Source organism: Polaromonas jejuensis NBRC 106434 (assembly GCF_001598235.1).
GTDB lineage: Bacteria > Pseudomonadota > Gammaproteobacteria > Burkholderiales > Burkholderiaceae_C > Polaromonas > Polaromonas jejuensis.
The window spans coordinates 188258-212439 of the sequence record NZ_BCYO01000003.1 but is presented as its reverse complement, the minus strand read 5'-3'; the positions used below and the strand labels follow the sequence as shown (position 1 = coordinate 212439).

Here is a 24182-nt window from a genome sequence, read left to right as displayed (position 1 = left end):
GGGTGCTCTCTGTTCTATCGGTTGGTTCAGTCTGCTTTGATATTACCGGCTTCGATCACCCGCTTCCAGCGCGCAAACTCATCCGCCTGGAACTTGGCGAACTGCTCAGGCGTGTTGGCGACAATCTCGAACCCGAGGTCTACCAGCTTGGGCTTGACCTGCGGGTCATTGAGCGCGGCCACGATGGCGGATTGCAGTTTGCCACGCACATCGGCCGGCAAGCCCTTGGGGCCGGCGACGGCCTGCCATGAGTACACATCGACATTCTTGACGCCAGCTTCGGCCAGGGTGGGCACCTGGGGCAGCAGCGTGGAACGCTTGTCACCCGTGACGGCCAGCGCGCGCAGCTTGCCGGAATTGACTTGCGTGAGAACCGCGTTGATGTTTTGAAACGAGGCGTCGACCTGGCCACCCAGCAGATCGGCGATCGCCGGCGCGCCGCCCTTGTAAGGCACATGCAGTGCCGTGGTATGCGTCTGCTGCCAGAAAAGCTCGGCCGTCAAATGGTCTGAAGAGCCATTGCCCGACGATGCAAAACTCATCTTGCCGGGCTCCTTCTTCATTTTCACCAATACGTCGGCAACGCTTTTCAAAGGCGACGACGTTGGCACCACGAGCACGTTGGGCGCCTGCACGGCCACGGTGATCAGATCGAAGTCCTTGGTGGCGTCGTACTGCACGCTCTTGAGCAGGTGCGGCGCCATCACAAAGGGACCGAGCGAGGACACCAGGAGGGTGTAGCCATCGGGCGCGGCGCGCTTGGTATACATCGCCCCAATGGTGCCGGTGGCACCGGCCCGGTTATCGACGATGAAGGTTTGCCCGAATTTCTCCCCCAGCTTTTGCGCCAGCTGGCGGGCGATCATGTCGGTGGAACCACCGGCCGGGAACGGCACCACCATGGTGACGGTCTTGTCGGGCCAGGCGAAGGCCGGAGTGGCCAGAGCCAAGGCAGTGGTGATCGCACACAACATTTTTTTCATCTGAAAGTCTCTTGGGGGTTGATGCATGGACGCAATGAACGACCTCTACGCGGATTGCAATGGTAACGTTAACAACGTTGAATGGTAACGTTAACAACGATCTTGTCAATGACAAACAATCTAGGGAAAATACCTATACCGCAGTTTCCATCAGACGCTGGCGCGCTCAATGATCGTGAAGCCGATGTCCATCACGCGCGCCTCGATCTGGCGGCCTTGGGCGCGGTCCACGATGCACTGCGCGGCCTGACGCCCAATGCGCGTGCCGTCAATCCGAACCGTCGTCAATGCCGGGTGCAGGTCACGGGCCAGGGACAGGTCGCCAAAGCCCATGACGGCGAGCCTGCCCGGCACATCAATGCCTTGCGCCTGCGCCTCAATCAGCACCCCCAGAGCCAGCAGGTCGGAGCTGCAGAAAATCGCATCGATGTCCGGGTGTTCCGCCAGCAGTGTGCGCAAGCCGCTGCGCCCGCTGCCCAGTGAGGTGGGCGCAGGCACCAGATGAATCGGCGGCGGTGCGAGCCCCAGTTTGGCGGCCGCCTCCACGAAAGCCTGGTTGCGGCGGTGCGAGCGCTCGTCGTCACCGCCTATGACCGCCAGGTGGCGGCGCCCACGCGCGTGCAGATAGTCGCAGACGCTGCGCCCCACTTCCGTGTGCGAAAAGCCGACCAGCATATCGATGGGCGTGGGCGTGAGGTCCCAGGTTTCCACCACCGGGATGCCTGCTGCCAGCAGGCGCCGCCGGCCTTCAATGGAATGCATGATGCCCGTCAGCACGATGCCGTCGGGCCTGCGGCCGATGATCGCACTCAGCAGATCGTCTTCACGCGAGTTCGCGTAACCGCTCTGGCCGAGCATCAGTTGATAGCCGTGTTCGGCCAGGGCGGCCGTCAAGGCCTGAATGGTTTCCATGAACACGGGCCCTGCCAGCGTGGGCACCAGCGCGGCGACCAAACGGCTCTTGCTTGAACGAAGCCCGCCGGCCAGGAGATTCGGCACATAGCCGGTCTTGGCGACCGCATCCTGCACCTTCTTCAAGGTCGCCGCCGGCACCTGATCCGGTGTGTTGACAGCGCGCGACACCGTCATCGCCGATACGCCAGCCAGGCGCGCCACATCGCTCACCGTCACGCTGTGAGGACGCTGGCGTTGCGGGGCGGGCAAGGTCGGCTGATTATTCTTCGGGCGTGAATCTGTCATCGCGCATATGGTAACGCTAACAGCAGATAGTGCGAATCCACCAGGTCGAATTCAGAATTCCCCCGCCACGCCAGACCGGAGGAGCCGGCAACGCGCCGGCCCCGAATGCTCAGACTTTCAGCTTGAGCAGGTGCACCATCACCCGCGAAGTCGTCATGTCAAAGTCGATAAAGCTGCTGAAACTGGGGCCGGACAGCAGGGACGATGCCCAGTGGTTTTGCTTCAGGGTTTTTTGCCACGATTCATGGCCGGTCGCCGCCTTCACGGCTTCGACCATCTCGGCCTGGCGCGCGGCGCTCACGCCCTGGCCGGTGAACACGCCGCGCCAGTTGGCCATGTCCACGTCCACGCCCTGCTCGCGAATCGCAGGAATGCCAAACACCGAGCGCTTGGACGACACGCCAATGGCACGCAGCTTGCCGCTGGCCAGTTGCTCGCTGAACTCGCTATAGCCCGATATGCCGGCCACCGCCTTGCCGCCCAGCACCGCCTGCACCACTTCGGCGCCACCGGCAAAAGGCAGGTACATCAACTCTTCCGGGTTGCCTTTGGAAGCCCGTGTGAACACGCCGGCAAACACATGATCCACGCCGCCGGCCGAGCCACCGGCGATAGGCACCTCTTTGGGGTTGGCGCGCATGCGTTCGGCGAGATCGCCAATGGAGCGGATCGGTGAGTTGGCGGCGACCACCACCACCAGGTAGTCGCTGGTCAGGCGCGCAATCGGCTGGATGCGGGTCATGTCCACAGCCGGCTTTTGCAGCGCGACCGCACCGACCATGACCATGCCGCCCATCAGCAGGGTATTGGGGTCGTTGCTGTATTTTTCGGCGTAGTAAGCCAGCCCCAGGGTGCCGCCCTTGCCGCCCTTGTTCTCATACTCGATCTCGTCGGTCATGCCGGCGCCCAGCAGCGCTGTGCCCAGGGCCCGGCCGGTCTGGTCCCAGCCCCCGCCGGCGTTCGCGGGGATGACGATGCGCAGCTTCGGCGCCAGCCTGGCCGCCCTGGCTTTGCCGGAAGCACCAGCTGCGGCGGTTTTGGCCGTTTGAGCCCACGCCGGCGCCGTGCCTCCCAAGGCAGTCATTCCAAGTCCTGCGAGTCCGCCCAGAACGGCGCGTCGTTCGAGATTCAGCATGTTTTCCCTCGGTTGTTGATAGCAATTTTCAGACTACGGCCTTGCGCCCGGACCAGTACTTGGCCAGGCGCGGCAACACCAGCACCGCCACCACGGTCACGACAAGCGTGATCGACATGGGGCGCTGGAAGAACACCATGGGGCTGCCCTCGCCTATCGACATGGCATTGCGCAGTTGCGCTTCCGCCAGGGGCCCGAGAATCATGCCCACCACCACGGGGGCGGTCGGAAAGTCGAAGCGGCGCATCAGCACACCCAGCAGGCCAATGGCGTAGAGCAGGAACAAATCAAACGCACTCTGGCGCATGCCGTAGGCGCCCACCGTCGCGAAGATCAGGATGCCCGCATACAGCTGCGGCTTGGGGATCTTCAGCAGCTTGACCCAGAAGCCCACCATGGGCAGGTTCAGCACCAGCAGCATCACATTGCCGATGTAGAGCGATGCAATCAGCGCCCACACCAGGGCGGCCGACGTGGTGAACAGCTGCGGCCCAGGCTGGATGCCGTAGTTCTGGAAGGCGCCCAGCAGGATGGCCGTGGTGTTGGAGGTCGGAATGCCCAGCGTGAGCAGGGGAATCAGCGCGGCCGTCACCGTGGCATTGTTGGCCGCTTCCGGGCCGGCCACGCCTTCGATGGCGCCCCGGGTGCCGAATTCCGCCCTGTCTTCGGGATTCCTGGCCAGCTTTTTTTCCATCGCATAGCTCAGGAAGGTCGGTATCTCGGTGCCGCCCGCCGGAATACAGCCAAAAGGCGTGCCTATGGCTGTGCCGCGCAGCCAGGCGGGAATCGAGCGCTTCCAGTCGCGCGCCGTCATGTGCACGCGGCTGAGCTTGTTCTGCTCTTCCACCACCCGGCCTTCATACAGCACGGCGTACAGCACTTCCGCCACCGCGAACAAACCGACCGCCACCAGCACGATTTCAATGCCGTCCAGCAATTCCGGAATGCCGCCGGTGTAGCGGCCCTGGCCCGAAATCTGGTCGAGTCCGACGCAACCCGCCGCCAGGCCGACAAACAGCGCCGTCATGCCGCGCAGCGTGCTTTTGCCCAGCACCGCGCTGACCGTGGTGAAGGCCAGCAGCATCAGCAGGAAATACTCGGGCGGGCCCAGCTTGACCGCAAACTCGGCCACAAAAGGCGCGAACAGCGTCACGATGACCGTGGCAATGGTGCCCGCCACAAAGGAGCCGATGGCGGCGGTCGCCAGCGCGGCGCCCGCGCGACCGCTCTTGGCCATCTTGTTGCCCTCCATGGCCGTGACCATGCTGGCGGTTTCACCCGGCGTGTTGAGCAGGATGGAGGTGGTCGAGCCGCCATACATGGCGCCGTAGTAAATGCCCGAGAAAAAGATCATCGAGGCCGTGACGTCGACCTTGGCCGTGATCGGCAGCAGCATGGCCACGGCCACCGCCGGGCCGATACCGGGCAGCACGCCCACGGCCGTGCCCAAGGCGCAGCCCACCAGGCACCACAAAAGATTGGCAGGCGTGATCGCGAGCGCGAAGCCATGCATCAATGCGTTGAAGATATCCATGTCAGAGCCACCCGGTTGCTGTCAGGCCCGGCAGGTTGATTGCCAGGAATTGCGTGAACATCCAGAACACCGGCGCTGAAATCAGCAACCCGGCGATGATGTCAAGGCCCCAGGTGCGAACCGCGCCCGCCGGCTGGCCACTGGCGCGCCGCAGACCCTGCACCGCCAGCAGGTAGCACAGCGTGCAGCTGAAAATAAAGCCTATCGTGGTGATCAGTGCCGCGTTGAGCAGCAGGCCGGCCGAGACCCAGACAAAGCCCGGCCAGTAGGCCCGCGTCGCGCCGGAAGGCGGGTCAAGCTCGCGAAAGCCACCGCTGCGCGCTTCCCAGATGATCCATCCGCCGCAGACCGTGAGCACGATAGAGATCAGCCAGGGCAGGAAGTTGGGCCCGACGCCGCCATAGCCGGCCTCGGAGGAAATGCTGATGGCGCCAAAGGCCAGCGCCAGGCCGGTCAGCAGCACGCCGGCGCCGACCAGGCTTTGCGGCCAGACGGCCGCCGTAGCCTGCACGGCCAGGTCGGAAGGCCCGTGGGCCAAGGAATGTGAAGTTGTCATTGTTATGGTTCCCAATAACTTGGAACTGAACGTTGAAACGGCACGCTGCCTGGTTCAGGCAACGCGCCGTGAGAGCGGAGAGGCTGGGCCTCAGATCATGCCGGTCTTGACCATGGTGGCGCGCAGGCTGGCAAAGTCGTCGTCCACGAACTTGTCAAAGGCCGGGCCGGTCAGCACGGCGGGGGTCCAGCCGTTTTTCTCGCACGCCTCCATCCAGCTCTTGGACTTGACGGCCTTGAGAACCATCGCGGTCAAGGCTTCGCGCTGCGCGGGCGAAATACCCGGCGCGCCGTAAATGCCGCGCCAGTTTCCAAGCACGACATCGATGCCCTGCTCCTTCAGCGTGGGAACGTTCACGGCCTTCAGGCGGGCCTCGGAAGTCACGGCCAGCGCCTTCATTTTGCCGGTGCTGATGTACTCGGCGAACTCGCTGTAGCCACTGCCGCCCACGGTGACGTTGCCGCCCAGGATGGCTGCGGTGGCTTCTCCGCCGCCCCGGAAAGCGACGTAATTGATCTTGGCGGGGTCGACGCCGACCTCGCGCGCAATCATGGCGGCGGCAATGTGCTCGGTGGAGCCGCGCGAACCGCCGCCCCATTTCACGCTGCCCGGGTCTTTCTTGAGCTGCTCAATCACTTCCTTCATGGACTTGAAAGGCGAGTTGGCGGGCAGCACAAACACGTTGTATTCGCTGGTCAGGCGCGCAATCGGCGTGGCCTGCGACAGGCTGACCGGCGGCTTGCCGGTGATCAGGCCGCCCAGCATCACGGCGCCCATGACCATCAGCGCGTTGCCGTCGCCCTTGCTGCCATTGACAAACTGGGCCAGGCCCAGCGCGCCGGCCGCGCCGCCCTTGTTGTCATAGGTCACGGTGGAGGCCGAGCCGGATTCCATCATGACCTTGCCCAAGGTCCGGGCGGTGGTGTCCCAGCCGCCGCCGGGATTGGATGGAATCATGATTTTCAAGTTGGCCGCCGCAAAGGCCGGCAGGGGCAAGGCCCCGGTGGCCGCCAGGGCGGCCAGGGATTTCAAAAAAGTATCGCGACGCATGAGTGTCTCCTTGTGTTGCTAGTAACCCAGCGATCATGCCCAGCCTTTCTGTCAATCAGCTGTCCGAAAACATAAGGGAAAGTGCTAACGTCCTGCCCATGACGCCGACCCTGAAACTGCTGCTGATCGAAGACGATGCCTCCATGCAGGCCGCCCTGCAGCGCGCCCTGAACCGGCGCGGCATGGAGGTGGTGAGCTGCACCGACGGCCGGCAGGCGCTGGACCAATGGACCGCCGCGCAGCCCGACGTGGTGGTGCTCGACCTCAGCCTGCCCGGCCTCGACGGCCTGCTGGTACTGGAGCAGGCACGCCGCCAGGGCCTGGCGACACCGGTACTCATACTCACGGCGCGCGGCACGGTGGGCGACCGCATCGTCGGACTGAACAGCGGTGCCGATGACTACCTGCCCAAACCCTTTGACCTCGATGAGCTGGAAGCCCGCCTGCGCGCGCTCGGCCGCCGCCGCGCCGCATCCAGCGCAGAATCAGGCTCCAGCTCTCAACTGGTAGGCACACTACGCTATGAAAAAGAGAGCGGCGCGATCTACCATCGCGATCAGGTGCTGGAGCTCACGCCGCGCGAACTTGCGCTGCTGCAAACGCTCATCGTCAAACCCGGCCACGCGGTTTCCAAGGAAAGGCTTTTTGAACTGGTGTTTCCGGGCGAGGTCGACGTGCAGTACGAGGCCGTAGAAGTCGTGGTCTACCGGCTGCGCAAAAAACTCGCCCACACCGGCGTGACCCTGGTGACGCTGCGCGGCCTGGGCTATCTGCTGAAGGTGAACGCATGAGCACCGGCGAGCCAAGCCCTTCAGACAGCAGTACAAGGCAAGACGCGGCAGCACGGGAAGTACCGCATTTCGGCGCCGGACCGTCCCCAGCCGAAATGGTCCCCGCGGAGGGCAGCGAAGCACACGCAGCGGCGAGCGCGGGGGCCATCTCACTTCGACGCTACCTGCTGCTGGGCATCCTGCTGCCCGTCGGCCTGCTGGTTGTCATCAACACCGTGAGCCTGTACCAGCAGGCGCTTGCGGCCGTCAACACGGCCTACGACCGCACCCTGCTGGCCTCGGCCAAATCGATCGGCGAGCAGCTCGAGGTAAGCGGCTACGACGAGCAGTCCAGGTTGCGCGTGGACCTGCCCTATGCCGCACTCGAAGCCTTCGAGGCCGACAACCAGAGCCGCCTCTTTTACCGGATCTCCAGCCTCAACGGCGAAATGGTGTCCGGCTTTGCGCAACTGCCCTTCTGGCGCGGCCGCATCCCGGCCAAGCCGCCCTACGCCGCCCTGGTGGATTTTTACGACGACGTCTTTCAGGGCGAGGATGTGCGCGTGGCGGTGCTGCTGCAGCCGGTGGCCAGCCCGGACGGACGCGCCATGGCGGTGATCCAGGTGGCGGAAACGCTGGAGCTGCGCAAAACGCTGGCGCGCAAGATTCTGGTCGACACGCTGTGGCGCCAGGCCCTGCTGCTGGCGGTGATTGCCTTTGTGGTCGTGGTCGTGGTGCAGCGCGCCACCCGCCCCGTGCGCCGCCTCAGCGCCGAGCTGCAGGCCAGGCCCGAAGGCGACCTGACGGCCCTCAGCGCCCCCGATGCGCCGCGCGAACTGCGGCCCCTGGTCGATGCCACCAACGAGGTGATGGGCCGATTGCAACACCTGCTCGACCACCAAAAGCGCTTTGTGCGCGACGCGGCCCACCAGTTGCGCACGCCGCTGGCGGTGCTGAAGGTGCAGGTGCAATCGGCGCTGCACGGCGACCTGGACGCCCCGGCGGCCCTCGGTGAAATCAACCAGACCGTGGACCGCGCCACCCTGCTGGCCAACCAGATGCTGGCGCTGGCCAAGGTGGAGCAGCTGCGCCAGCAGGCCGATCTGCAGGCCGTCGACCTGGCGCAGGTGGTGCGCTCGGTGGCGCTGGACCTCTCGCCGCTGATTGCCGAGAAAGACATAGACTTCGAAATTGAAACCGTGCCGGCCGCCGTTCATGCGCACGAATGGATGCTGGGCGAGCTGACGCGCAACCTGCTGCACAACGCCATCAAGCACACGCCGGCCGGTGGCACCCTGGCGGTGCGCATCGTCACCGACGCCCGACACCAGGCCGTGCTGACCATCAGCGACAGCGGCCCCGGCATCCCGGCCGAACTGGCATCACGCCTGTACCAGCCCTTTTCGGCGGGCAATGTGCGCCACGGCTCCGGGCTGGGTCTGGCCATTTGCCGGGAAATCACCCAGGCGCTGGACGGCAGCATTGCGCTGAACAACCGGCTCCAGCGGGGCCGGGTCACGGGGCTCGATGCCACGGTTCGCCTGCCGCTGCTTCAAGACGGTTCAAAATAGCGGCAGATGGATAAATTACGTATCGACAAGTGGCTGTGGGCCGCCCGCTTCTACAAGACCCGCTCGCTCGCTGCCCTGGAAATCGACAAGGGGCGCGTGCGCATCAACGACCAGGAAGCCAAGCCCGCGCGCGAGGTCAAGGCGGGCGACACCGTCACGCTGCGGCAGGGGCCGCTGGTTCGTACGCTGATCGTGCGCGGCATCAGCAAGCAGCGCGGCGCAGCGGCGGTGGCGCAGCAGCTCTATGAAGAAACCGAAGAAAGCCTGCGCCTGAAAGCCCAGGCCGCCGAGCAGCGCCGGCTGGCGAGCGAGCCGGCCAGCAGCCTGGAGCACGGCCGCCCCACCAAGCGCGACCGCCGTGACTTGGAGAAAGCTCAAGACAAGGCCTGGAACAATCGCTGGAGCGCGTCGGCAGACCGGAAGTCCTGAAAAAACCCGCGCAATTCGCTTATTGAGCCGGAAGCCAGTTTTACTCGCTATTTAGGCTACGGCACAAGCCGCAAGCCAATATGCCGATGGATCGAACGCCCCGCCGCATCCACGGCCACCGTGACCGGAAACTCCTTGAGTTCAAACTCGTGAATCGCTTCCATGCCCAGGTCGTCAAAAGCCAGCACTTTGGCGTGGGTGATGGCCTTGGACAGCAGGTAGGCGGCACCGCCCACGGCCACCAGGTAAGCCGCTTTGTGCTTCTGGATGAGGCGAATAGCGGCCGGGCCGCGTTCGGCTTTACCGATCATGGCCAGGAGGCCGGTTTGGGCCAGCAGCGTGTCCACAAACTTGTCCATGCGCGTGGCGGTGGTCGGGCCTGCCGGGCCCACGGCCTCACCGGGCACGGGGTCGACGGGGCCCACGTAGTAGATGACGCGGTCTTTCAAATCAACCGGCAGGGGCTGGCCCGCGTGCAGCAGGTCGGCCAGGCGTTTGTGCGCGGCATCGCGCCCGGTCAGCACGCGGCCGCTGAGCAACAGGGTCTGGCCGGTGCGCCAGCGGGCCACCTGGGCTGCGTCCAGGGTGTCCAGGTTGACGCGTGCGGCCTGCGGTGAATCAAAGCGTTCGGGAATGCCATCCCACAGTTCCGGTGGAGGTAGCGTCAGCGTGGCCGGGCCGCTGCCGTCCAGCGTGAAGCGGGTGTAGCGGGTGGCGGCGCAGTTGGGCACCAGGGCGATCGGTATCGTGGCGGCGTGGCAGGCGGCGCTGGCCACCTTCACGTCCAGCACGGTGGTCAAGCCCCCCAGGCCCTGCGCGCCTATGCCCAGGGCGTTGATGCGCTGGTGCAGTTCCAGCCGCAGCGCCTCTTCGGCAGTCGCCGCACCGCGTTCGCGCAGCAAGTCGATGTCAATCGGCGTGAACAGGCTTTGCTTGGCCAGCAGCATGGCCTGCTCGGGGCTGCCGCCTATGCCTATGCCCAGCACGCCTGGCGGGCACCAGCCTGCGCCCATGCCGGGCAGCTGCGCGAGCACCCAGTCCACCACGCTGTCGCTGGGGTTCAGCGTGGCAAAGCGCGCCTTCACATCGCCACCGCCGCCCTTGGCGACCACCAGCACCTTCAGCGCATCGCCTTCCGTCAGCTCGACCTGCACGATGCCGGGCGTGTTGTCGCGGGTGTTGCTGCGCGCGCCCAGCGGGTCGCGCACCAGAGAGGCCCGCAGCGGGTTGGCCGGGTCGGTGTAGGCCTGGTGCACGGCCTCGTTGACCAGGGCTTGCAGGCTGCGCAGGCGCCGGCCGTCACGGCGGGTGAACTGCACCTCGGCCCCCAGACGCACGAACACCTGCACCACACCCGTGTCCTGGCACAGCGGGCGTTTGCCGAAGTAGCTCAGACGGCTGTTGATCAGCAACTGCGCCATGGCGTCCCGTGCCGGTGCATGCGTTTCGGCATCATGGGCGCGGCGCAAGGCCTGCACGAAATCAGCCGGGTGGCAGTGGCTGATGGTTTGCAGCGCGTCGGCAATGCTCTGAACCAGGTCTTCTTGGGCGATGTGGCGCATGGCGATGGTTTCTGGAATTGAAATGGCTTCTCGCCCCTGTCTGATGGGCGCAAACAGCTATCAAAATGGTAGCAACTGTCAGTCCAGGGCCAGGTTCGATTTGGCGGCGACAGCGCGCCAGCGGGCCACTTCGTTTTCTGTGTGCCTGGCCAGCGCCGCGCCGGTGTACTGCTCGGGCGGCAGCATCTGGATCGCTTGCTCGGCCATCTTGCCGGTAAAGCCCGTGTCCTTCATCGCCCTCAGGTAGGCGTTCTGCACTTTATCCAGCGCCGCTTTGGGCGTGCCCCTGGGGGCGTAAATGCCGTACCAGGTGCTGGCCTCGAAGCCGGGCAGCACGGTTTCGTTGAGCGTCGGCACATTCTTGAACTGGGGCAGGCGCACCTTGGACGTCACAGCCAGCGCGCGCACCTTGCCCGAGGTGATGTGCGGCATGGCGGTGTTGGTCTGGTCGAACATGCCGTCGACCTGGCCGCCAATCACATCTACCAGCGCGGGGCCGGCCCCCTTGTAAGGCACCATGGTGACCCTGATGCCGGCGGCATTGGCGACCAGTGCCGCGATCAGGTGCGAACTGGAGCCCATGCCCGCGTTGCCGATGAACAGCCTGTCCGGATTCTTCCTGGCAAAGTCGATCAGGCCCGCCATGTCTTTGGCGGGGTGGGCGTTGCGCACCATCAGCACCAGCGGCGTGTCCGGAAAGCGGAACACCGCGTCAAAGTCCTTGACCGGGTCGTAGCCGAGCTTTCTGTAAAGCGCCGGTGCCGCGCCCATATAGCCCATGTGGCCGACCAGGAAGGTGTAGCCGTCGGCAGTGGCCTTGGCCACCTTGGCCGCGCCTACCGTGCCGCCTGCGCCGGGGGCGTTGTCAATGATGATGGGCTGCCCCAGTTCACGCGCGACGCGCTCGGCAATGTGACGGGCGAGCGCGTCGGTGGGGCCCCCTGCCGCAAACGGCACGACCCAGTTGATGGGTTTCGTCGGGTAGGCCTGCGCAAAGGCCAGGTGCGTGCCCGCCAGCAGTGTTGCTGCGGCGGCGATGCGCTTTGCGTACTTCATGAATTTGGTCATGTCTGTTTCGCCGTTAAAAGGGATGAAGACGAAGGGGAAGCTCAGACCGCTGCGGGTTTCGAGAGCGGGATTCCGGGCGTGTGCGGGTTGGCTTCGTTCGAGTCCTCGGGGAGAAGGTTGCCGTCGTCCAGTGCCGCATCGGCAGCCGCCGCCTCGGGGTAACGCTCAGGGTAGAGATGGCGATGCGCGACCTTCGGGTCGAAGGTGCCCGACCACTTGGCGATGACGACCGTCGCCACACTGTTGCCGATGGTGTTGCAGGTTGCGATCGCCATCGACATGAAGCGGTAGACGCCGAAAATTACGGCCAAGCCTTCGACCGGCAGCAGGCCCGTGGACGTGACCGTTGCCGCGAACACCACGAATGATCCCCCCGACACGGTGGCCGCGCCCTTCGAGGTCAGCAGCATCAGCAGCAGGATGCCTATCTGCTGGTCGAGCGCGATCGGCACGCCGTAGGCGTGGGCGATGAACATCACCCCCATGGACATGAATAGCGAGGTGCCATCGAGGTTGAAGGCGTAGCCGGTCGGCAACACGAGGCCCACGGTTTGCTTGGCGCAGCCCAGGCGCTCCAGCTTGATCAGCAGACGCGGCAAGGCGCTCTCCGACGAGGCCGTACCGAGCACGATCAGGATCTCGTCCTTGATATAGCGCAGAAAGCGCCACAGGCTAAAGCCTGCGAGCTTCGCGATGAGGCCTAGCACCACGGCGATGAACAGCACCACGACGGCGTAGAAGCTCAATACCAGTTGCGCCAGCGCGACCAGCACCGCGCTGCCGTTGCTGCCCACCGAATAGGCCACCGCACCGAAGGTGCCGATGGGCGCAAGCTTCATCACCAGATTGATGAACGAGAACAGCACTTCGGCGATGTAGCCCAGTCCGACATTGACTTTCTCGCGCCGGCCCTGCGGGATCGCGAGGATGCCGATGCCGACCATCACGGCCAGCACCACCACCTGCAGCAGCTCGCCTTTGGCGAAGGCTCCGATGAAATTGTCCGGCACGATGTGCGCCATGAATTCGAGGAAGCCCTGCGGCGCCGCGGCCTTCACCGCTGCCGGGGGGGCTGCGCCGCTGGCCACGGCGGTCATCCCCTTGCCGATCTTCAGCAGGTTGCCCGCGAGCAGGCCGATCACCAGCGCGATGGTCGAAATCACCTCGAAGTAGACGATAGAGCGCCAGCCAACACGGCCTGCGCTCTTGACGTCACCCGCCGACGCGATGCCGTGCACGATCGTGAGGAACACCAGCGGTGCGACGCCTGCCTTGATGAGCGACAGGAACATGTCGCCCAGCAGCTTGAGCTGCGACGCAAACTTCGGGAAGATGAAGCCGACCGCGATGCCCAACACCAGCGACAGCAGTACCTGCATGCCGAGCTTGCGGTACCAGGGGAGTTTCTTGGGCGGCGCGATGGCGGCGGTGGTCGTGTCGTTTGTCATGTTGTCTCTCTCCACGCTGGCCTCAGGACGCGGCGCGCGCCGACAGCGCCAGCGCCCTGTCCACCATTTGCGGAGCCAGGCCCAGGTAGTTCGCGGGATCGCACAGTTGGTCGATGGCGCTGCGGTCCAGGTGCCGGGTGACCGCCGGCAAGGCGGCCAGCGCTTCGGCCAGGCTGCCGCCTTGTTCGTTCACCGTGCGGCAGGCGTCATAAACCACGTCGTGCGCCTGCTGGCGCCCCATGTGCGGGGCCAGCCCCATCATCACGGCCTCGGCCACGATCAGGCCGCGGCTGATGCCGAGGTTGTGGCGCATGCGGCCGGTATCCACCACCAGGCCGCCCAGGGCAAACTTGGCCTGGTGCAAAGCCCCGGCGGTGAGGATGAAACTCTCGGGAATCGCAATCCACTCGGCATGCCAGGGGCCGGTGGCGCGCTCGAAGTCCTGCACCATGGCGTCCACCATCAAACCCGCATGCTGGCGCACGGCCTTGGAGGCGGCCAGCATCAGCTCGCTGGAGATGGGGTTGCGCTTTTGCGGCATGGTGCTGCTGGCGCCGCGCCCCTTGACGAAGGGCTCGTACACCTCGGCAAACTCGGTCGAGGCCATGATCATGATGTCCAGCGCGATCTTGCCCAGCGAGCCGGTGACCAGGGCCAGCAGGTTGACGGCTTCGGCAAAGCCGTCGCGCGCCACATGCCAGGTGGTGGCCGGCACACCCAGGCCCAGTTCTTCGGCCATGGCTTTTTGCACCTCAAACCCCTTGTCGCCCAGCGACGCGAGCGTACCCGCCGCACCGGCAAACTCCACCACCGCCACGCGCGGGCGCAGTTGCGCCAGGCGCTGCTGATGGCGGTCAAACATCGCCAGCCAGATGGCGGCCTTGTAGCCAAAGGTGATGGGCAGGGCCTGCTGCAGGTGGGTGCGGCCGGCCATGGGCGTGTCGCGGTGCTTCATCGCCAGGTCAGCCAGGACGCCACGCAGGGCCCGGATGTCCGCGTCTATGCTGTCCAGCGCATCGCGCACCTGCAGCGCCACGGCGGTATCCATGATGTCCTGCGTCGTGGCGCCCCAGTGCACATAGCGCCCGGCTTCGCCGCACATGACCACCAACTGGTGCACCAGCGGCAGTATGGGATAGCCCACGATGTCGGTTTCTTCGCGCATGTGGTCGAAGTCGATGCGGTCCAGGCGGGATTCGCGCGCAATCACCTCGGCGGCTTCGGCCGGGATCACGCCACAGCGCGCCTCGGCGCGCGCCAGCGCCACCTCGGCATCGATGTAGCGCTGAACCAGCGCCTGGTCTGAAAAGATGCTGCGCATGGCCTGGGTGCCGAAGGCATCACGGAACAGGATGGAGTCCATCACGGTACTGGCGCTGAAAAGGGGAGGTGGCGTTTTCATGGTTTGGGTTGAAGCAAAAATGGTTTTATATGTTCGGACATATTGAATATTAATAAGTCCGGACATATATAGAATCAGTAATTACCCGTATACCTCTCTGTTTGCCCCTGCAGGGCTATTGCAACCTGTGCCCCCTACACTTGATGCCATGACTGCCAAGCCCCGTTTTTCCGACATTGCGCGTCACCTGCGCGAGGCCATCCGCACTGGCCATTTCGCCGTGGGCAGCGTGTTGCCCACCGAGCTGGAGTTATGCGTCCACTACCAGACCAGCCGCCACACGGTGCGTGCCGCCCTGCAGGAGTTGCAGCAACAGGGCCTGGTGTCACGCCGCAAGAATGCCGGTACGCGGGTCGAATCAGCCACCCCCAGCGTGGGCTTTCATCAGTCGCTGGCGTCCATTGACGACCTGGTGCAATTTGGGGCCACCCACTCCCGCGTGGTGCAGCAGATCGACCGCATTGCCACCCCGGCGGCGCTGGCGCGCCTGCTGAACTGTGCCGAGGGCACCCCCTGGCTGCGCATCGCCAGCCTTCGCCTGGACGGCCAGGGGCCTGGGTCCAAAAAACCGCAGGGTGAGCCGATTGGCTGGACCGAGGTCTATGTCGCGCCCGACTACGACGGACTGGAAGTGCGGGTGCGCGAGTCCCCTGGCACATTGGTGAGTACGCTACTGGAGACGCATTACGGCCAGCACATCAAGGAAATGACGCAAGACCTGTGTGCCGTTCCCCTGCCCGAGTCCGTGGCCCGCCGCCTTGGCGTGGAGCCGCAAGCGCCGGGACTGCGCATCGTGCGCCACTACCTCAACCAGCAGGGTGAAACCGTTGAAATCAGCGTGACGCACCACCCGGCAGAGCGCTTTACATTGCGCACGCGGCTGACGCGCACCGGTTTTTGACCTTGCGATGGTGATGGCCTGACTTCGTCAGACTGCTATTTTTTTAATAGCTAACTCCGCATGTTCTTATTGGGCCAGAGGCTGTTTTGACTCACTACTTGACGCTAGGCGGCGGTGGCATAAGCCCGACGGGCCAGTGCCCGCGCCAGCAACAGCGCCGGGTCGATCAGGTCCAGCCCATCCAGGCCGGCCACCACACGCTGAGCGCCAAGCGCCAACGGGATCTCAGTGCAGCCCAGCACCAGCGTTGACAGTCCGTGCCGCCGCGCCAGCGCCTCAGCCACGCCCGCAAAACAGTCATGTGCCAGCGCCATGTTGCCCACCTTGACGCCGTGGTAAATCCCGTGCATCAGGCGCTCGCGCTCTTCGGGTTCCGGGATATGGCATTGCAGTCCGGCCTGGCGCAGGGCCTGGTCATACAGGCCGGCACGGTAAGTGCCTGCCGTGGCCAGCAGACCCACTTCTTTTACCCCGCGCCCTGCAAGCGTGTGGGCCACTTCGCGCGCCACATGCAGCACTTCGAGCTGCGGAAAGCGCTCCTGCAATGCGCCGTGCCAGGCGTGAGCCGTGTTGCAGGCCACGGCCACCGCAGTGGCACCCAGCGCGGCCAGCTTGCCCATGGCCTGCAGCATGGGCTCCAGCGGCTGGTGGCCGCCCAGGCCCGGTGACTCCAGGGCCGTGCTGCGGTCCGGCACCGGCACCTGGGCCAGCCAATGCTCGGGAAAGGCCTGGTCCGACACCGGAATCTGCAGCACCCGCATCCGGTCGGCGCAGGCCTGGACAAACAGCCGGGCAAAGTCGGCGCCCGCGGCCGGCCCCATGCCGCCCAGAATGCCGACGACGCGGGTTCTGTTCATGCCTTGCCTCTGCTGTTCACGGTCTTCATGGTTCTTCGCTGCTCATGCTCAAAAGCCGGGCGTGCGCCGGCCGCCTGGCGCCGAAAAGCACCCGACCGGGTCACATTTTTGGGAGAAAGGACTGCCGGCCCGGAATGCAGGGACGCGGCAGTCCTGGGGGCCCCTGCCCGCGCTTATATCGCCGGCTTGTCGCTCAGCGCTTTGATGTTGGCCTTGAGCTGCTCGCTCATGGGCAGGTTCAGGTTCACGCCCTTGGGAGGAATCGGCGACATGAACCACTTGTTGTAGAGCGTGGTGAATTCGCCCGACTTCATCAGGCGGGTGAGCGTGCCGTCCACCAGCTTCTTGAACTCCGGATCGTCCTTGCGCACCATGCAGGCATAGGGCTCGACCTGCAGCGAATCGCCCACCACCTGCAGCGACGCCGGATTTTTGGAATTGGCCATCAGGCCGAACAGCAAGATGTCGTCCATGGCAAAAGCCAGCGCACGGTCGCTTTCCACCAGCAGCAGCGAGTCATCATGGTCTTTGCCCAAAATGAGTTGCATGTCGAGGTTTTTGTCGGTGCTGTACTTGCGGATCACCTGCGCGTTGGTGGTGCCGGTGGTGCTGGCCACCGTCTTTTTCGCCAGGTCGGCGTAATTTTTGACACCGGAGGTCTTCTTGGTCAGCAAACGCGTGCCGGTGTAGAAGTGGTTGATGGCAAACGCCACGTCCTTGCCGCGAGCGGTGTTGTTGGTGGTCGAGCCGCACTCGAGGTCGTAGGTGCCGTTGACCAGCAGCGGAATGCGGTTCTGAGAGGTCACAGGCATGTACGCCACTTCAAGATTCGGCTTCTTGAGCTTCTTGCGCACGTCGTCAATGATGGCTTCGGTCAGTTCAACCGAGAAGCCCACGGCCTTGGTCGAGCCGATCAGGTAGCTGAAAGGAACCGACGCCTCGCGGTAAGACACGGTGATCTTGTTGCTGTCGGCGACCTTTTTCAGCGTCTGCGCGCTTGCGGTGGTCGCCAGGCCTGCGATCAGCAGCACGGCGGTCATGAGGGTCGAGAATTTCATGCGTGTCCTTTCGGGAGGCAGAGAGTTGGAAAATTTCAGGAAGTCGACAGCGCTAGTGTAGGAACAGCCGCGCGATGCGAGTCATTCATTTTCGCGGCAAACCCATGACGAAAACTCATGGTTTACCCAGTCCGGACATGCCGGCCATGCGGGCATAACCGCAGGTCATGGCCGGTGGCGAATTCAGCATTGTTCAAGTGCACTTCGACTGCGTAAAGTGGCGCCTTTTCAAAGCCAAGGAATTTTTATGCATGTGTGCGTGCTCGGTGCGGGAATCGTGGGGCTGGCCACCGCCTACAGCTTGCGCCGCGCCGGCCACGAAGTGACGGTGGTGGACCGCGCCAGCCCCGGCAGCGGCGCCAGTGGCGGCAACGGCGCACAGCTGAGCTACTCCTACGTGCAGCCGCTGGCCGATCCGGGCATCTGGCGCCAGCTCCCCAAGCTGCTGCTTTCGCCCTCTTCCCCCTTCAAGCTGCGCCCCCGCCTGGACATGCGGCAATGGCTGTGGGGCACGCAGTTTCTGGCCGCCTGCAATGGCACGACGTCGCGAAACACCACGGCCCAGCTGCTGGCGCTGGCGGCGTCAAGCCGACAATCCTTCGAGGCCATGATGAACCAGGAAAAGCTGGATTGCGATTTTTCGGCCAGCGGCAAGCTGGTGCTGTATTCGGACGGGGCGTCGTTCGCCGCCGCATGCCGGCAAATGCTGCTGCAGCGCGAATTGGGCAGCACCCAGGAAGCGGTCAACGCCGACCGCTGCGTGGAGATTGAGCCCGCGCTGAAAAGCCGTCACGCGCAGATTGCCGGCGCCATCCATACGCCGGGTGAGTGCGCCGCCGACTGCCAGAAAACCTGCGACGCCCTGCTGGCCGTGCTGCGCCGGCAGGGCGTGCGGTTTTTGCTCGACACCCCGGTGCGGCAGCTGGTGCTGCGCGGCAAGTCGGTGGTGGCTGTGGCCACGCCGCAAGGCCTTGTCGAGGCCGACCAGTATGTGATGGCGCTGGGCGTTGATTCACCCCGCATGGCCCGCGCGCTGGGCGTGCACCTTCCGGTTTATCCGCTCAAGGGCTACAGCATCACGGTTGAGGTCGACGAACAGGCCCGCACGGCACCGGCGGTGAGCGTGACCGACAGCGCCCGCAAAGTGGTGTTCGCGCGCATTGGCTCGCGCCTGCGCGTGGCGGGCATGGCGGAACTGTCGGGCTACGACACCACCATTGCCCCGGCACAGATCGCGTCGCTCAAAGCCTCGGCCCAGACGCTCTTTCCCAAGTGCAGTGCCTTTGCCGACCTGAGCCCCTGGGCCGGCATGCGCCCGGCCACGCCCACCGGCCTGCCGGTGATTGGCAGACGTCCCGGGGCGCCAACCAACCTGCTGTTCAACACCGGCCACGGCGCGCTGGGGTTTACGCTGGCCTTTGGTTCGGCCCAGCGCATCAGCGGCTTGCTGAGCCACTGAGCCGGAAACTGCAACTGCGCTGAATTGCCGATTCAGGCGATTCAAGTTATTCAGGCAGTTCGGGCCAGCGCCTGCTGAAAGCAGCGCACAAAGGCTCTCACCGCGACCGAGCTCGGCTTGCCGGCCGGCAGCAGGGCCTTGATCGGCACCGGGATCAGGGGCTCCAGCGCCAGCACGTCCACCCGTGCCAAATCGGCTGAAGCGGCCGTGCAGTTGTCGATCACGGCAACGCCCAGCCCGTGGTGCGCCAGCGCCAGCGCCGAGTGGTAGGTCTGCACCGTGATGTCAAATTCCAGGCCCACCCCCGCCTCGCGGCAGGCCTGGTTGAGGCTGCGGCCCACCGGGTCCAGCACATCCAGCCCGATCACCGGCTGCCGGGTCAAATCCGCCAGCGCGACGCTGCCACGCTTGAGCAGGCGCGCCGGCAGCATGCCTTTGGGTGCGATACACACCATGCGGCCATCGGCCAGGTGCTCCTGCGCCAGCGCCGAATGGGCCACCGGGCTGAAAAGAAAGCCTACATCCGCCTCCTGCAAAGCCAGTGCCGAAACAATCTGCGGCGAGTGCAAGGCCTGGACCGTGATGGCCACATCGGCATGCTTGACGCGAAACAGTTTGATGGCGTGCGGCAGGATTTCATAGCTGAGCGCCAGCACGGTCAGAATGCGCAGCGATTTGGCGCTTTCCCCGGTCCTGAGGTTGGCGGCCAGGCGTTGCACTTCATCGAGCTGGGCAAACAGCCGCTCGATGTGCGGGTACAGCGTCAACGCCTCCGCGGTCGGTGTCAACCTGCCCTTGGTGCGCTGGAAAAGCGCAAAACCCAGTTGCAGTTCAGCGTGCTGCAGGATGCGGCTGACCGCAGGCTGCGTGACATTGATCAGGCGTGCCGCGCCGCTGACGCTGCCGGTCAGCATGACGGCGTTGAAAACTTCAATGTGGCGCAGGCGCATGCAGGAAGGTGCTGGGGGTGGAAAAGCCAGCGGCAATTATCGCGCGCAGCAAGAGTTGGCCCCAGCGGGCTGAAAAAAGAACAGACCGGAAACGGCTCCCTCACATCAGCCGCATCAGCCGCATCAGCCGTAGTAGCCGCTAAATATCAAGCACCATGACCTTCGTTCTGGATCTTGAGCAGCAGGGCGTAAATTGATCATTTTTCTCATGCTCGTCGTCGGTCAGGTATTGATCGTGGTGGTCCGGAACGCCCTCCACCACGCGTGTCAGGCATGTCCCGCAGATGCCTTGCTCGCAGGAAACCGGGATTTCTACGCCAATCCGCGCCACGGCGCTGACCACGGTCTCGTCCTGAGCGACCACCACAGACTGGCCCGTGCTCAGAATGCGCACCTCGAAAGAATCGCCGGTCACCGCTTGCGGAGGTGAAAAGGTCTCGTGGTGCACCTGGGCCGCAGGCCAGTCCAGTGCTGAAGCTGTTTCCAGTACATGATTGAGGAAGCCTGTCGGTCCGCAGGTGTAGATATGCGCGTCGCGCGGCATGTTTTCTAGGAGTGCACACAACGGCTTTTTACCGGCAGCGGCCGCATCGTCCAGATGAAAAGCTATGTTGCTCGCGAAAGCGGCACTCTGAAGTTCGGCGAGAAATGCCACACGTTCCTTTGACCGTGCAAAGTAGTGGAGCGCAAAGGGGCGGCCTTGTGCGTGAAGGTGGTACGCCATGGCAAGCAATGGCGTCACGCCGATGCCCCCGGCCAACAGGATGCTGGTTTGGGGCCCATCAGACAGCCGGAACAGATTGCGAGGCCAACTGATGCGCAGCGTATCGCCTTCATGCACCAAGTCATGAATGGCTTCTGAACCGCCACGGGTTTTGGGGTCCCGAAGCACCGCGATTCGATAGCGATCCCTCCGGTGCGGCATCCCGCAAAGGGAGTACTGCCGCACCAGTCCGTTTGGAAGATGCACGTCGACATGCGCGCCGGCCTCAAACGCGGGAAGGTCCCGCTCGTCCATGGCCACCAGCTCATACGAGTTGATGTCCACCGCCTCGCGGGTCTTCCTTGCAACCCTTACCGAAAATTCGTTGGCACCCATGAACAAAATCACTTGAGTGCGCATTGGGACGCATAAGCATCCTGGTAGCTCTTAAAAGGGGTGGAAACCGTCTTCAGGTTCAGGCGGCCACTGCCGTCCTTGGCCACTTGCATGATGTGCATGCCCTGAACCGGGAAGTTGTTGTTGCCGAATTTGAAATCACCGCGGATGGACTTGAAGTCGGCTGCCTTCAACGCGACCATGAGGGCCTTCTTGTCGGTGACGTTTCCCTTGACCTTGCCGATGGCGGAATCGAGCAATTGCGCTGCGTCATAACTTTGCGCCGCATAGTTGGACGGAATGCGCTTGTACTTGCGCTCAAACTCTTCGACGAACTGGCGACTCTGCGCATTTGGGAAGTCAGGCGCCCAAAAGCCGCCGCTGACGATGCCGAGCGCCGAATCACCGATGGCCGGCATCGACAAGGCATCGGCAATAAAGGTGGACAACAGCGGCAGGTTTTTCGACATCCCGGCTTGCGCGTATTGCTTGGCGAAAGCCACGCCCAGCCCGCCCGGGAAAAAGGCAAAGACCGCGTCCGGCCTGGCGGCAGAGACCTGCGACAGCTCAGCCGAGAAATCCATCTGCGTCAGGGAAGTGTAGACCTCGTCGGCGAGCTGCCCCTTGTAGTAACGCTTGAAGCCCGCGACGATATCCTTGCCGGCCTGGTAATTGGGCGCCAGTACAAAGACTTTCTTGTAGCCCTTGTCCCTGGCGTACTGGCCCACCGCCTCGGCGGCCTGGTCGCCCTGCCATGAGGTGATGAACTGATAAGGCGAGCACTGGCTGCCGGCGATCTGCGACGGACCGGCGTTGGAACCGACGAGAAACACTTCCTTGTCGGTCACGTACTTGTGCACGGCCATCATGATGTTCGAGAACGACACGCCCGTGATGATGGCCACGTTTTCCTTTTCGATGAGGCGGCGCACCGCCTGGTTGGCCACGTCCGGCTTGAGCTGGCTGTCTTCCCTGATCAGCTGCACCGGCACGCCCCCCAGCTTGCCGCCGTTGCGTTCCAGCAGCAGGTTAAAACCGTCGAGCTGGTCCTGGCCCACGCCTGCCGTGGGTCCGGACAGTTCGCCGATAAAACCGATTTTGATGGGTGCGGTTTGCGCCCAGCCGCTGGCGAGCGACATCATGAGGCCTGCCATGGCCAAGCATTGAATCAATGGCTTCTTCATCGCTGTCTCCTTCTATAAATCTTCAAATGGCTCCGGACCTACACAGGCGCTGGCGCGGGCCGGATCAGCTTGACCGGCACGACTGGCGCCTCGGCTTCGGCGTCTTCCCTGACCATGCGTTCGATGGCGCGGCGCATGCGAACCGGGCCGGCATCGATGCTGAGCAGCACCGGCTTCATGTCCCAGAAATCGTTGTCGCCGATGGCGGCCTGCTGCGCATCGATGATGGGTTTATCCTGGGCTTCAAAGGCATGGCGGCGCAGGGCGGAAAACTTTGCTGCCTCTTCCGGCGTCATGTTGGTGCCGGGCGGCATCGCGGCGGCAAAGTGGTAATGCGTGGTCTTGTCCGATTCGGGCGTCAGGATGTGCACGCCGTAATACCAGCCGTGGTCCTCGCGCTCGCCATCGACCTCGTGCACGCCGGAGTCCAGCAGGAAGCAGCTGGGCGGAATCCAGGTCATGTTGGTCCACATGTCAACCGGCTTTCCATCGCGGCGGTAGACCATGTCAAAGATGGGCGGCACCGATATTCTGGGCATCCAGCGGTTGCAGTGAATCTTGCCGCCCTCCTCCTTCAAAACCTGCACGGCGCCGACCTGCTCGGGGCTGCCGAGATAGCCGTCATGCAGGTAGGTGATGTGGCTCAGGTCCAGCAGGTTTTCGCCCATCAGCTCATAGTTGGCCTGGATGTGCAGGTAACCGCGGCTGGTGGCAAAACCGGCTTTGGATTCGAGCACGTCGTAGTTGGGAATGGTGGCCCGATCGGCCGCCTGGCTGCCCATCCAGATCCAGAGCATGCCGTGCTTGTCGGCCACGGGGTAAGAGCGCACCTTGGCCGCGGCGGGCACCTTGCCATCGCCGTGCGGGTTTTTCACGCATGTCCCCGAGCAATCGAAAGTCAAGCCGTGGTAAGCGCATTCAATGGCGTCGCCGACAAGCTTGCCGAGGTGAAGCGGGATGAAACGGTGCGGACAGCGATCCTGCAGCGCGACGGCCGTGCCGTCTTCCTTGCGATAAAACACCACCAGCTCATTGAGCAGTTTGCGGTGAAACATTTCACCCGGCTTGACTTCGCCGCTCCAGCAAGCCACGTACCAGGCATTCTTGATAAAGGCCATTCCCAGCTCCTTCTTAAACAGAGAATGCAAAAATTATCACATACAGAGCGTACGGTTTGTAAGTTAAAACAGTCAATTTCATAGGGGTTGACCCGAATGCCTGGGGCCATAATCACGGCAGTCAGGCACAGCAGCACTGAAAAGGTTTACCGGATGGCCAGCACACCAATCAAACGCACGACAACCCAATCAGCACCTGCCCAGAAGGCGTTGGCCGCGAAAGCCGTGAAGGCGCCTCGCCGCACCCAGGAAGACCGCAGCCGCATCACCAAGGACAAGCTGCTTGCCGCCGCCATCGAGGTCCTTCTGCGCGACGGCTACAGCGGTCTCACGATGAAGGAAGTGGCCAAGGCCTCGGGGGTGTCGAACGGCGCCCTGATGCACCACTACACCACCAAGGCTGAGCTGGTGGTCGAGGCAACAGCCATGGTCTATGAGGAAGCCATCGTGCGCGGCCAGCGCATGGCGCAGACGGCGGGCGCCGCGGAAAAACCGATTGAAGGCTTCATCACCGACTGCATGAGCATTTACTTCGACTGGCCCTTTCTGGCGGCGCTCGAGACCCTTGTGGTCGCGCGCACCGACCCCGAGCTGATGGCGAAAATCCTGCCGGTGATGGAGCGCTACCGCGTCACGTGCGACGACATATGGATGGATGTTTTCAAGAAAGCTGGCGTACCCGCCAAACGCGCACGCATACTGCTCAACCTGAGCCTGAACCTGGTCCGCGGCATGGGGCTGAACCGCATGTGGCGCCATGATGACCTGCATTACCAGACCTACATCAAGGAATGGATTGCGATGGCCAACCAGCAGCTGCAGGCGCTGAAGTAAGCGGCCGGCAAGCG

At 63.9% G+C, this 24182-nt stretch carries 22 protein-coding genes; 6 read left to right on the top strand and 16 right to left on the bottom strand.

Annotated features, from left to right (window positions below; translation table 11 throughout):
* Positions 1–26: 26 nt before the first annotated feature.
* The 6 genes from PJE01S_RS05515 to PJE01S_RS05490 all read right to left on the bottom strand — a co-directional run bounded on the left by PJE01S_RS05515 (position 27) and on the right by PJE01S_RS05490 (position 6458).
* A complete protein-coding gene (locus PJE01S_RS05515; RefSeq protein ID WP_068832160.1) occupies positions 27–983 on the bottom strand; it encodes a Bug family tripartite tricarboxylate transporter substrate binding protein in 957 nt (318 codons plus the stop codon).
* Positions 984–1133: 150 nt separating this feature from the next.
* Positions 1134–2183 carry a LacI family DNA-binding transcriptional regulator gene (locus PJE01S_RS05510; RefSeq protein WP_068832159.1) on the bottom strand — a complete coding sequence of 350 codons (1050 nt, stop codon included), beginning with the start codon at positions 2181–2183 and terminating at the stop codon, positions 1134–1136.
* 109 nt (positions 2184–2292) lie between these two features.
* A complete protein-coding gene (locus PJE01S_RS05505; protein WP_068832158.1) occupies positions 2293–3318 on the bottom strand; it encodes a Bug family tripartite tricarboxylate transporter substrate binding protein in 1026 nt (341 codons plus the stop codon).
* A 28-nt stretch (positions 3319–3346) separates the two neighbouring features.
* Positions 3347–4852, bottom strand: coding sequence for a tripartite tricarboxylate transporter permease (locus PJE01S_RS05500; RefSeq protein WP_068832157.1), 1506 nt, complete (start codon positions 4850–4852; stop codon positions 3347–3349).
* Between the two features lies 1 nt (position 4853).
* Positions 4854–5408 (bottom strand): tripartite tricarboxylate transporter TctB family protein, encoded by a 555-nt coding sequence (locus tag PJE01S_RS05495; RefSeq protein ID WP_068832156.1) that lies wholly within the window; start codon positions 5406–5408, stop codon positions 4854–4856.
* A 90-nt stretch (positions 5409–5498) separates the two neighbouring features.
* Complete coding sequence (locus PJE01S_RS05490; protein ID WP_068832155.1) at positions 5499–6458, bottom strand: tripartite tricarboxylate transporter substrate binding protein; 960 nt, start codon at positions 6456–6458, stop codon at positions 5499–5501.
* A gap of 98 nt (positions 6459–6556) precedes the next feature.
* Here PJE01S_RS05490 and PJE01S_RS05485 point away from each other — a divergent pair, with 98 nt between their 5' ends.
* From PJE01S_RS05485 to PJE01S_RS05475, 3 genes are all read left to right on the top strand, one after another.
* A complete protein-coding gene (locus tag PJE01S_RS05485) occupies positions 6557–7249 on the top strand; it encodes a response regulator transcription factor (protein ID WP_068832287.1) in 693 nt (230 codons plus the stop codon).
* A 95-nt stretch (positions 7250–7344) separates the two neighbouring features.
* Positions 7345–8799 (top strand): sensor histidine kinase, encoded by a 1455-nt coding sequence (locus PJE01S_RS05480; protein ID WP_068832154.1) that lies wholly within the window; start codon positions 7345–7347, stop codon positions 8797–8799.
* Positions 8800–8805: 6 nt separating this feature from the next.
* The gene (locus tag PJE01S_RS05475) at positions 8806–9228 is read left to right on the top strand and encodes an RNA-binding S4 domain-containing protein (protein WP_068832153.1); all 423 of its coding nucleotides are present in this window, start codon (positions 8806–8808) and stop codon (positions 9226–9228) included.
* Between the two features lie 56 nt (positions 9229–9284).
* On the opposite strand, the gene PJE01S_RS05470 is transcribed toward PJE01S_RS05475, so the two are convergent.
* The 4 genes from PJE01S_RS05470 to PJE01S_RS05455 all read right to left on the bottom strand — a co-directional run bounded on the left by PJE01S_RS05470 (position 9285) and on the right by PJE01S_RS05455 (position 14708).
* Positions 9285–10790: a fumarate hydratase gene (locus PJE01S_RS05470; protein ID WP_068832152.1), complete on the bottom strand. Its 1506-nt coding sequence runs from the start codon at positions 10788–10790 to the stop codon at positions 9285–9287.
* A 78-nt stretch (positions 10791–10868) separates the two neighbouring features.
* On the bottom strand, positions 10869–11858 hold the full coding sequence (locus PJE01S_RS05465) for a tripartite tricarboxylate transporter substrate-binding protein (protein WP_245660625.1): 990 nt from the start codon (positions 11856–11858) through the stop codon (positions 10869–10871).
* Between the two features lie 41 nt (positions 11859–11899).
* Positions 11900–13306, bottom strand: coding sequence for a cation:dicarboxylate symporter family transporter (locus tag PJE01S_RS05460; RefSeq protein ID WP_068832150.1), 1407 nt, complete (start codon positions 13304–13306; stop codon positions 11900–11902).
* A 22-nt stretch (positions 13307–13328) separates the two neighbouring features.
* Positions 13329–14708: a class-II fumarase/aspartase family protein gene (locus PJE01S_RS05455; protein ID WP_174548519.1), complete on the bottom strand. Its 1380-nt coding sequence runs from the start codon at positions 14706–14708 to the stop codon at positions 13329–13331.
* A 148-nt stretch (positions 14709–14856) separates the two neighbouring features.
* Between PJE01S_RS05455 and PJE01S_RS05450 the strand changes: the two genes are divergently transcribed.
* Positions 14857–15609 carry a GntR family transcriptional regulator gene (locus tag PJE01S_RS05450; RefSeq protein WP_068832148.1) on the top strand — a complete coding sequence of 251 codons (753 nt, stop codon included), beginning with the start codon at positions 14857–14859 and terminating at the stop codon, positions 15607–15609.
* A 104-nt stretch (positions 15610–15713) separates the two neighbouring features.
* Here PJE01S_RS05450 and PJE01S_RS05445 read toward each other — a convergent pair whose 3' ends face one another.
* Positions 15714–16466, bottom strand: coding sequence for an aspartate/glutamate racemase family protein (locus PJE01S_RS05445; RefSeq protein WP_068832147.1), 753 nt, complete (start codon positions 16464–16466; stop codon positions 15714–15716).
* A 173-nt stretch (positions 16467–16639) separates the two neighbouring features.
* Positions 16640–17524, bottom strand: coding sequence for a transporter substrate-binding domain-containing protein (locus PJE01S_RS05440; RefSeq protein ID WP_068832146.1), 885 nt, complete (start codon positions 17522–17524; stop codon positions 16640–16642).
* A gap of 247 nt (positions 17525–17771) precedes the next feature.
* Here PJE01S_RS05440 and PJE01S_RS05435 point away from each other — a divergent pair, with 247 nt between their 5' ends.
* The gene (locus tag PJE01S_RS05435; RefSeq protein WP_068832145.1) at positions 17772–18983 is read left to right on the top strand and encodes a D-amino acid dehydrogenase; all 1212 of its coding nucleotides are present in this window, start codon (positions 17772–17774) and stop codon (positions 18981–18983) included.
* Between the two features lie 50 nt (positions 18984–19033).
* Here PJE01S_RS05435 and PJE01S_RS05430 read toward each other — a convergent pair whose 3' ends face one another.
* The 4 genes from PJE01S_RS05430 to PJE01S_RS05415 form a co-directional block, all read right to left on the bottom strand.
* Positions 19034–19933: a LysR family transcriptional regulator gene (locus tag PJE01S_RS05430; RefSeq protein WP_068832144.1), complete on the bottom strand. Its 900-nt coding sequence runs from the start codon at positions 19931–19933 to the stop codon at positions 19034–19036.
* 139 nt (positions 19934–20072) lie between these two features.
* A complete protein-coding gene (locus PJE01S_RS05425) occupies positions 20073–21032 on the bottom strand; it encodes a PDR/VanB family oxidoreductase (protein ID WP_068832286.1) in 960 nt (319 codons plus the stop codon).
* An 8-nt stretch (positions 21033–21040) separates the two neighbouring features.
* A complete protein-coding gene (locus PJE01S_RS05420; RefSeq protein ID WP_068832143.1) occupies positions 21041–22216 on the bottom strand; it encodes an ABC transporter substrate-binding protein in 1176 nt (391 codons plus the stop codon).
* A 38-nt stretch (positions 22217–22254) separates the two neighbouring features.
* Positions 22255–23334: a Rieske 2Fe-2S domain-containing protein gene (locus tag PJE01S_RS05415; protein WP_068832142.1), complete on the bottom strand. Its 1080-nt coding sequence runs from the start codon at positions 23332–23334 to the stop codon at positions 22255–22257.
* A 153-nt stretch (positions 23335–23487) separates the two neighbouring features.
* Between PJE01S_RS05415 and PJE01S_RS05410 the strand changes: the two genes are divergently transcribed.
* Entirely contained in the window at positions 23488–24168 is a 681-nt protein-coding gene (locus PJE01S_RS05410; protein WP_068832141.1) for a TetR/AcrR family transcriptional regulator, read from the top strand.
* Positions 24169–24182: the final 14 nt, after the last annotated feature.

What these genes read in the sequence shown, in the direction of transcription:
- PJE01S_RS05470 (WP_068832152.1), bottom strand. Translation starts at nt 10,790, where the DNA reads ATGCGCCACATCGCCCAAGAAGACCTGGTTCAGAGCATTGCCGACGCG.
- PJE01S_RS05490 (WP_068832155.1), bottom strand. Translation starts at nt 6,458, where the DNA reads ATGCGTCGCGATACTTTTTTGAAATCCCTGGCCGCCCTGGCGGCCACC.
- PJE01S_RS05430 (WP_068832144.1), bottom strand. Translation starts at nt 19,933, where the DNA reads ATGCGCCTGCGCCACATTGAAGTTTTCAACGCCGTCATGCTGACCGGC.
- PJE01S_RS05480 (WP_068832154.1), top strand. Translation starts at nt 7,345, where the DNA reads ATGGTCCCCGCGGAGGGCAGCGAAGCACACGCAGCGGCGAGCGCGGGG.
- PJE01S_RS05415 (WP_068832142.1), bottom strand. Translation starts at nt 23,334, where the DNA reads ATGGCCTTTATCAAGAATGCCTGGTACGTGGCTTGCTGGAGCGGCGAA.
- PJE01S_RS05455 (WP_174548519.1), bottom strand. Translation starts at nt 14,708, where the DNA reads ATGAAAACGCCACCTCCCCTTTTCAGCGCCAGTACCGTGATGGACTCC.
- PJE01S_RS05420 (WP_068832143.1), bottom strand. Translation starts at nt 22,216, where the DNA reads ATGAAGAAGCCATTGATTCAATGCTTGGCCATGGCAGGCCTCATGATG.
- PJE01S_RS05475 (WP_068832153.1), top strand. Translation starts at nt 8,806, where the DNA reads ATGGATAAATTACGTATCGACAAGTGGCTGTGGGCCGCCCGCTTCTAC.
- PJE01S_RS05440 (WP_068832146.1), bottom strand. Translation starts at nt 17,524, where the DNA reads ATGAAATTCTCGACCCTCATGACCGCCGTGCTGCTGATCGCAGGCCTG.
- PJE01S_RS05510 (WP_068832159.1), bottom strand. Translation starts at nt 2,183, where the DNA reads ATGACAGATTCACGCCCGAAGAATAATCAGCCGACCTTGCCCGCCCCG.
- PJE01S_RS05485 (WP_068832287.1), top strand. Translation starts at nt 6,557, where the DNA reads ATGACGCCGACCCTGAAACTGCTGCTGATCGAAGACGATGCCTCCATG.
- PJE01S_RS05505 (WP_068832158.1), bottom strand. Translation starts at nt 3,318, where the DNA reads ATGCTGAATCTCGAACGACGCGCCGTTCTGGGCGGACTCGCAGGACTT.
- PJE01S_RS05445 (WP_068832147.1), bottom strand. Translation starts at nt 16,466, where the DNA reads ATGAACAGAACCCGCGTCGTCGGCATTCTGGGCGGCATGGGGCCGGCC.
- PJE01S_RS05460 (WP_068832150.1), bottom strand. Translation starts at nt 13,306, where the DNA reads ATGACAAACGACACGACCACCGCCGCCATCGCGCCGCCCAAGAAACTC.
- PJE01S_RS05495 (WP_068832156.1), bottom strand. Translation starts at nt 5,408, where the DNA reads ATGACAACTTCACATTCCTTGGCCCACGGGCCTTCCGACCTGGCCGTG.
- PJE01S_RS05515 (WP_068832160.1), bottom strand. Translation starts at nt 983, where the DNA reads ATGAAAAAAATGTTGTGTGCGATCACCACTGCCTTGGCTCTGGCCACT.
- PJE01S_RS05435 (WP_068832145.1), top strand. Translation starts at nt 17,772, where the DNA reads ATGCATGTGTGCGTGCTCGGTGCGGGAATCGTGGGGCTGGCCACCGCC.
- PJE01S_RS05450 (WP_068832148.1), top strand. Translation starts at nt 14,857, where the DNA reads ATGACTGCCAAGCCCCGTTTTTCCGACATTGCGCGTCACCTGCGCGAG.
- PJE01S_RS05410 (WP_068832141.1), top strand. Translation starts at nt 23,488, where the DNA reads ATGGCCAGCACACCAATCAAACGCACGACAACCCAATCAGCACCTGCC.
- PJE01S_RS05500 (WP_068832157.1), bottom strand. Translation starts at nt 4,852, where the DNA reads ATGGATATCTTCAACGCATTGATGCATGGCTTCGCGCTCGCGATCACG.
- PJE01S_RS05425 (WP_068832286.1), bottom strand. Translation starts at nt 21,032, where the DNA reads ATGGGTGCCAACGAATTTTCGGTAAGGGTTGCAAGGAAGACCCGCGAG.
- PJE01S_RS05465 (WP_245660625.1), bottom strand. Translation starts at nt 11,858, where the DNA reads ATGACCAAATTCATGAAGTACGCAAAGCGCATCGCCGCCGCAGCAACA.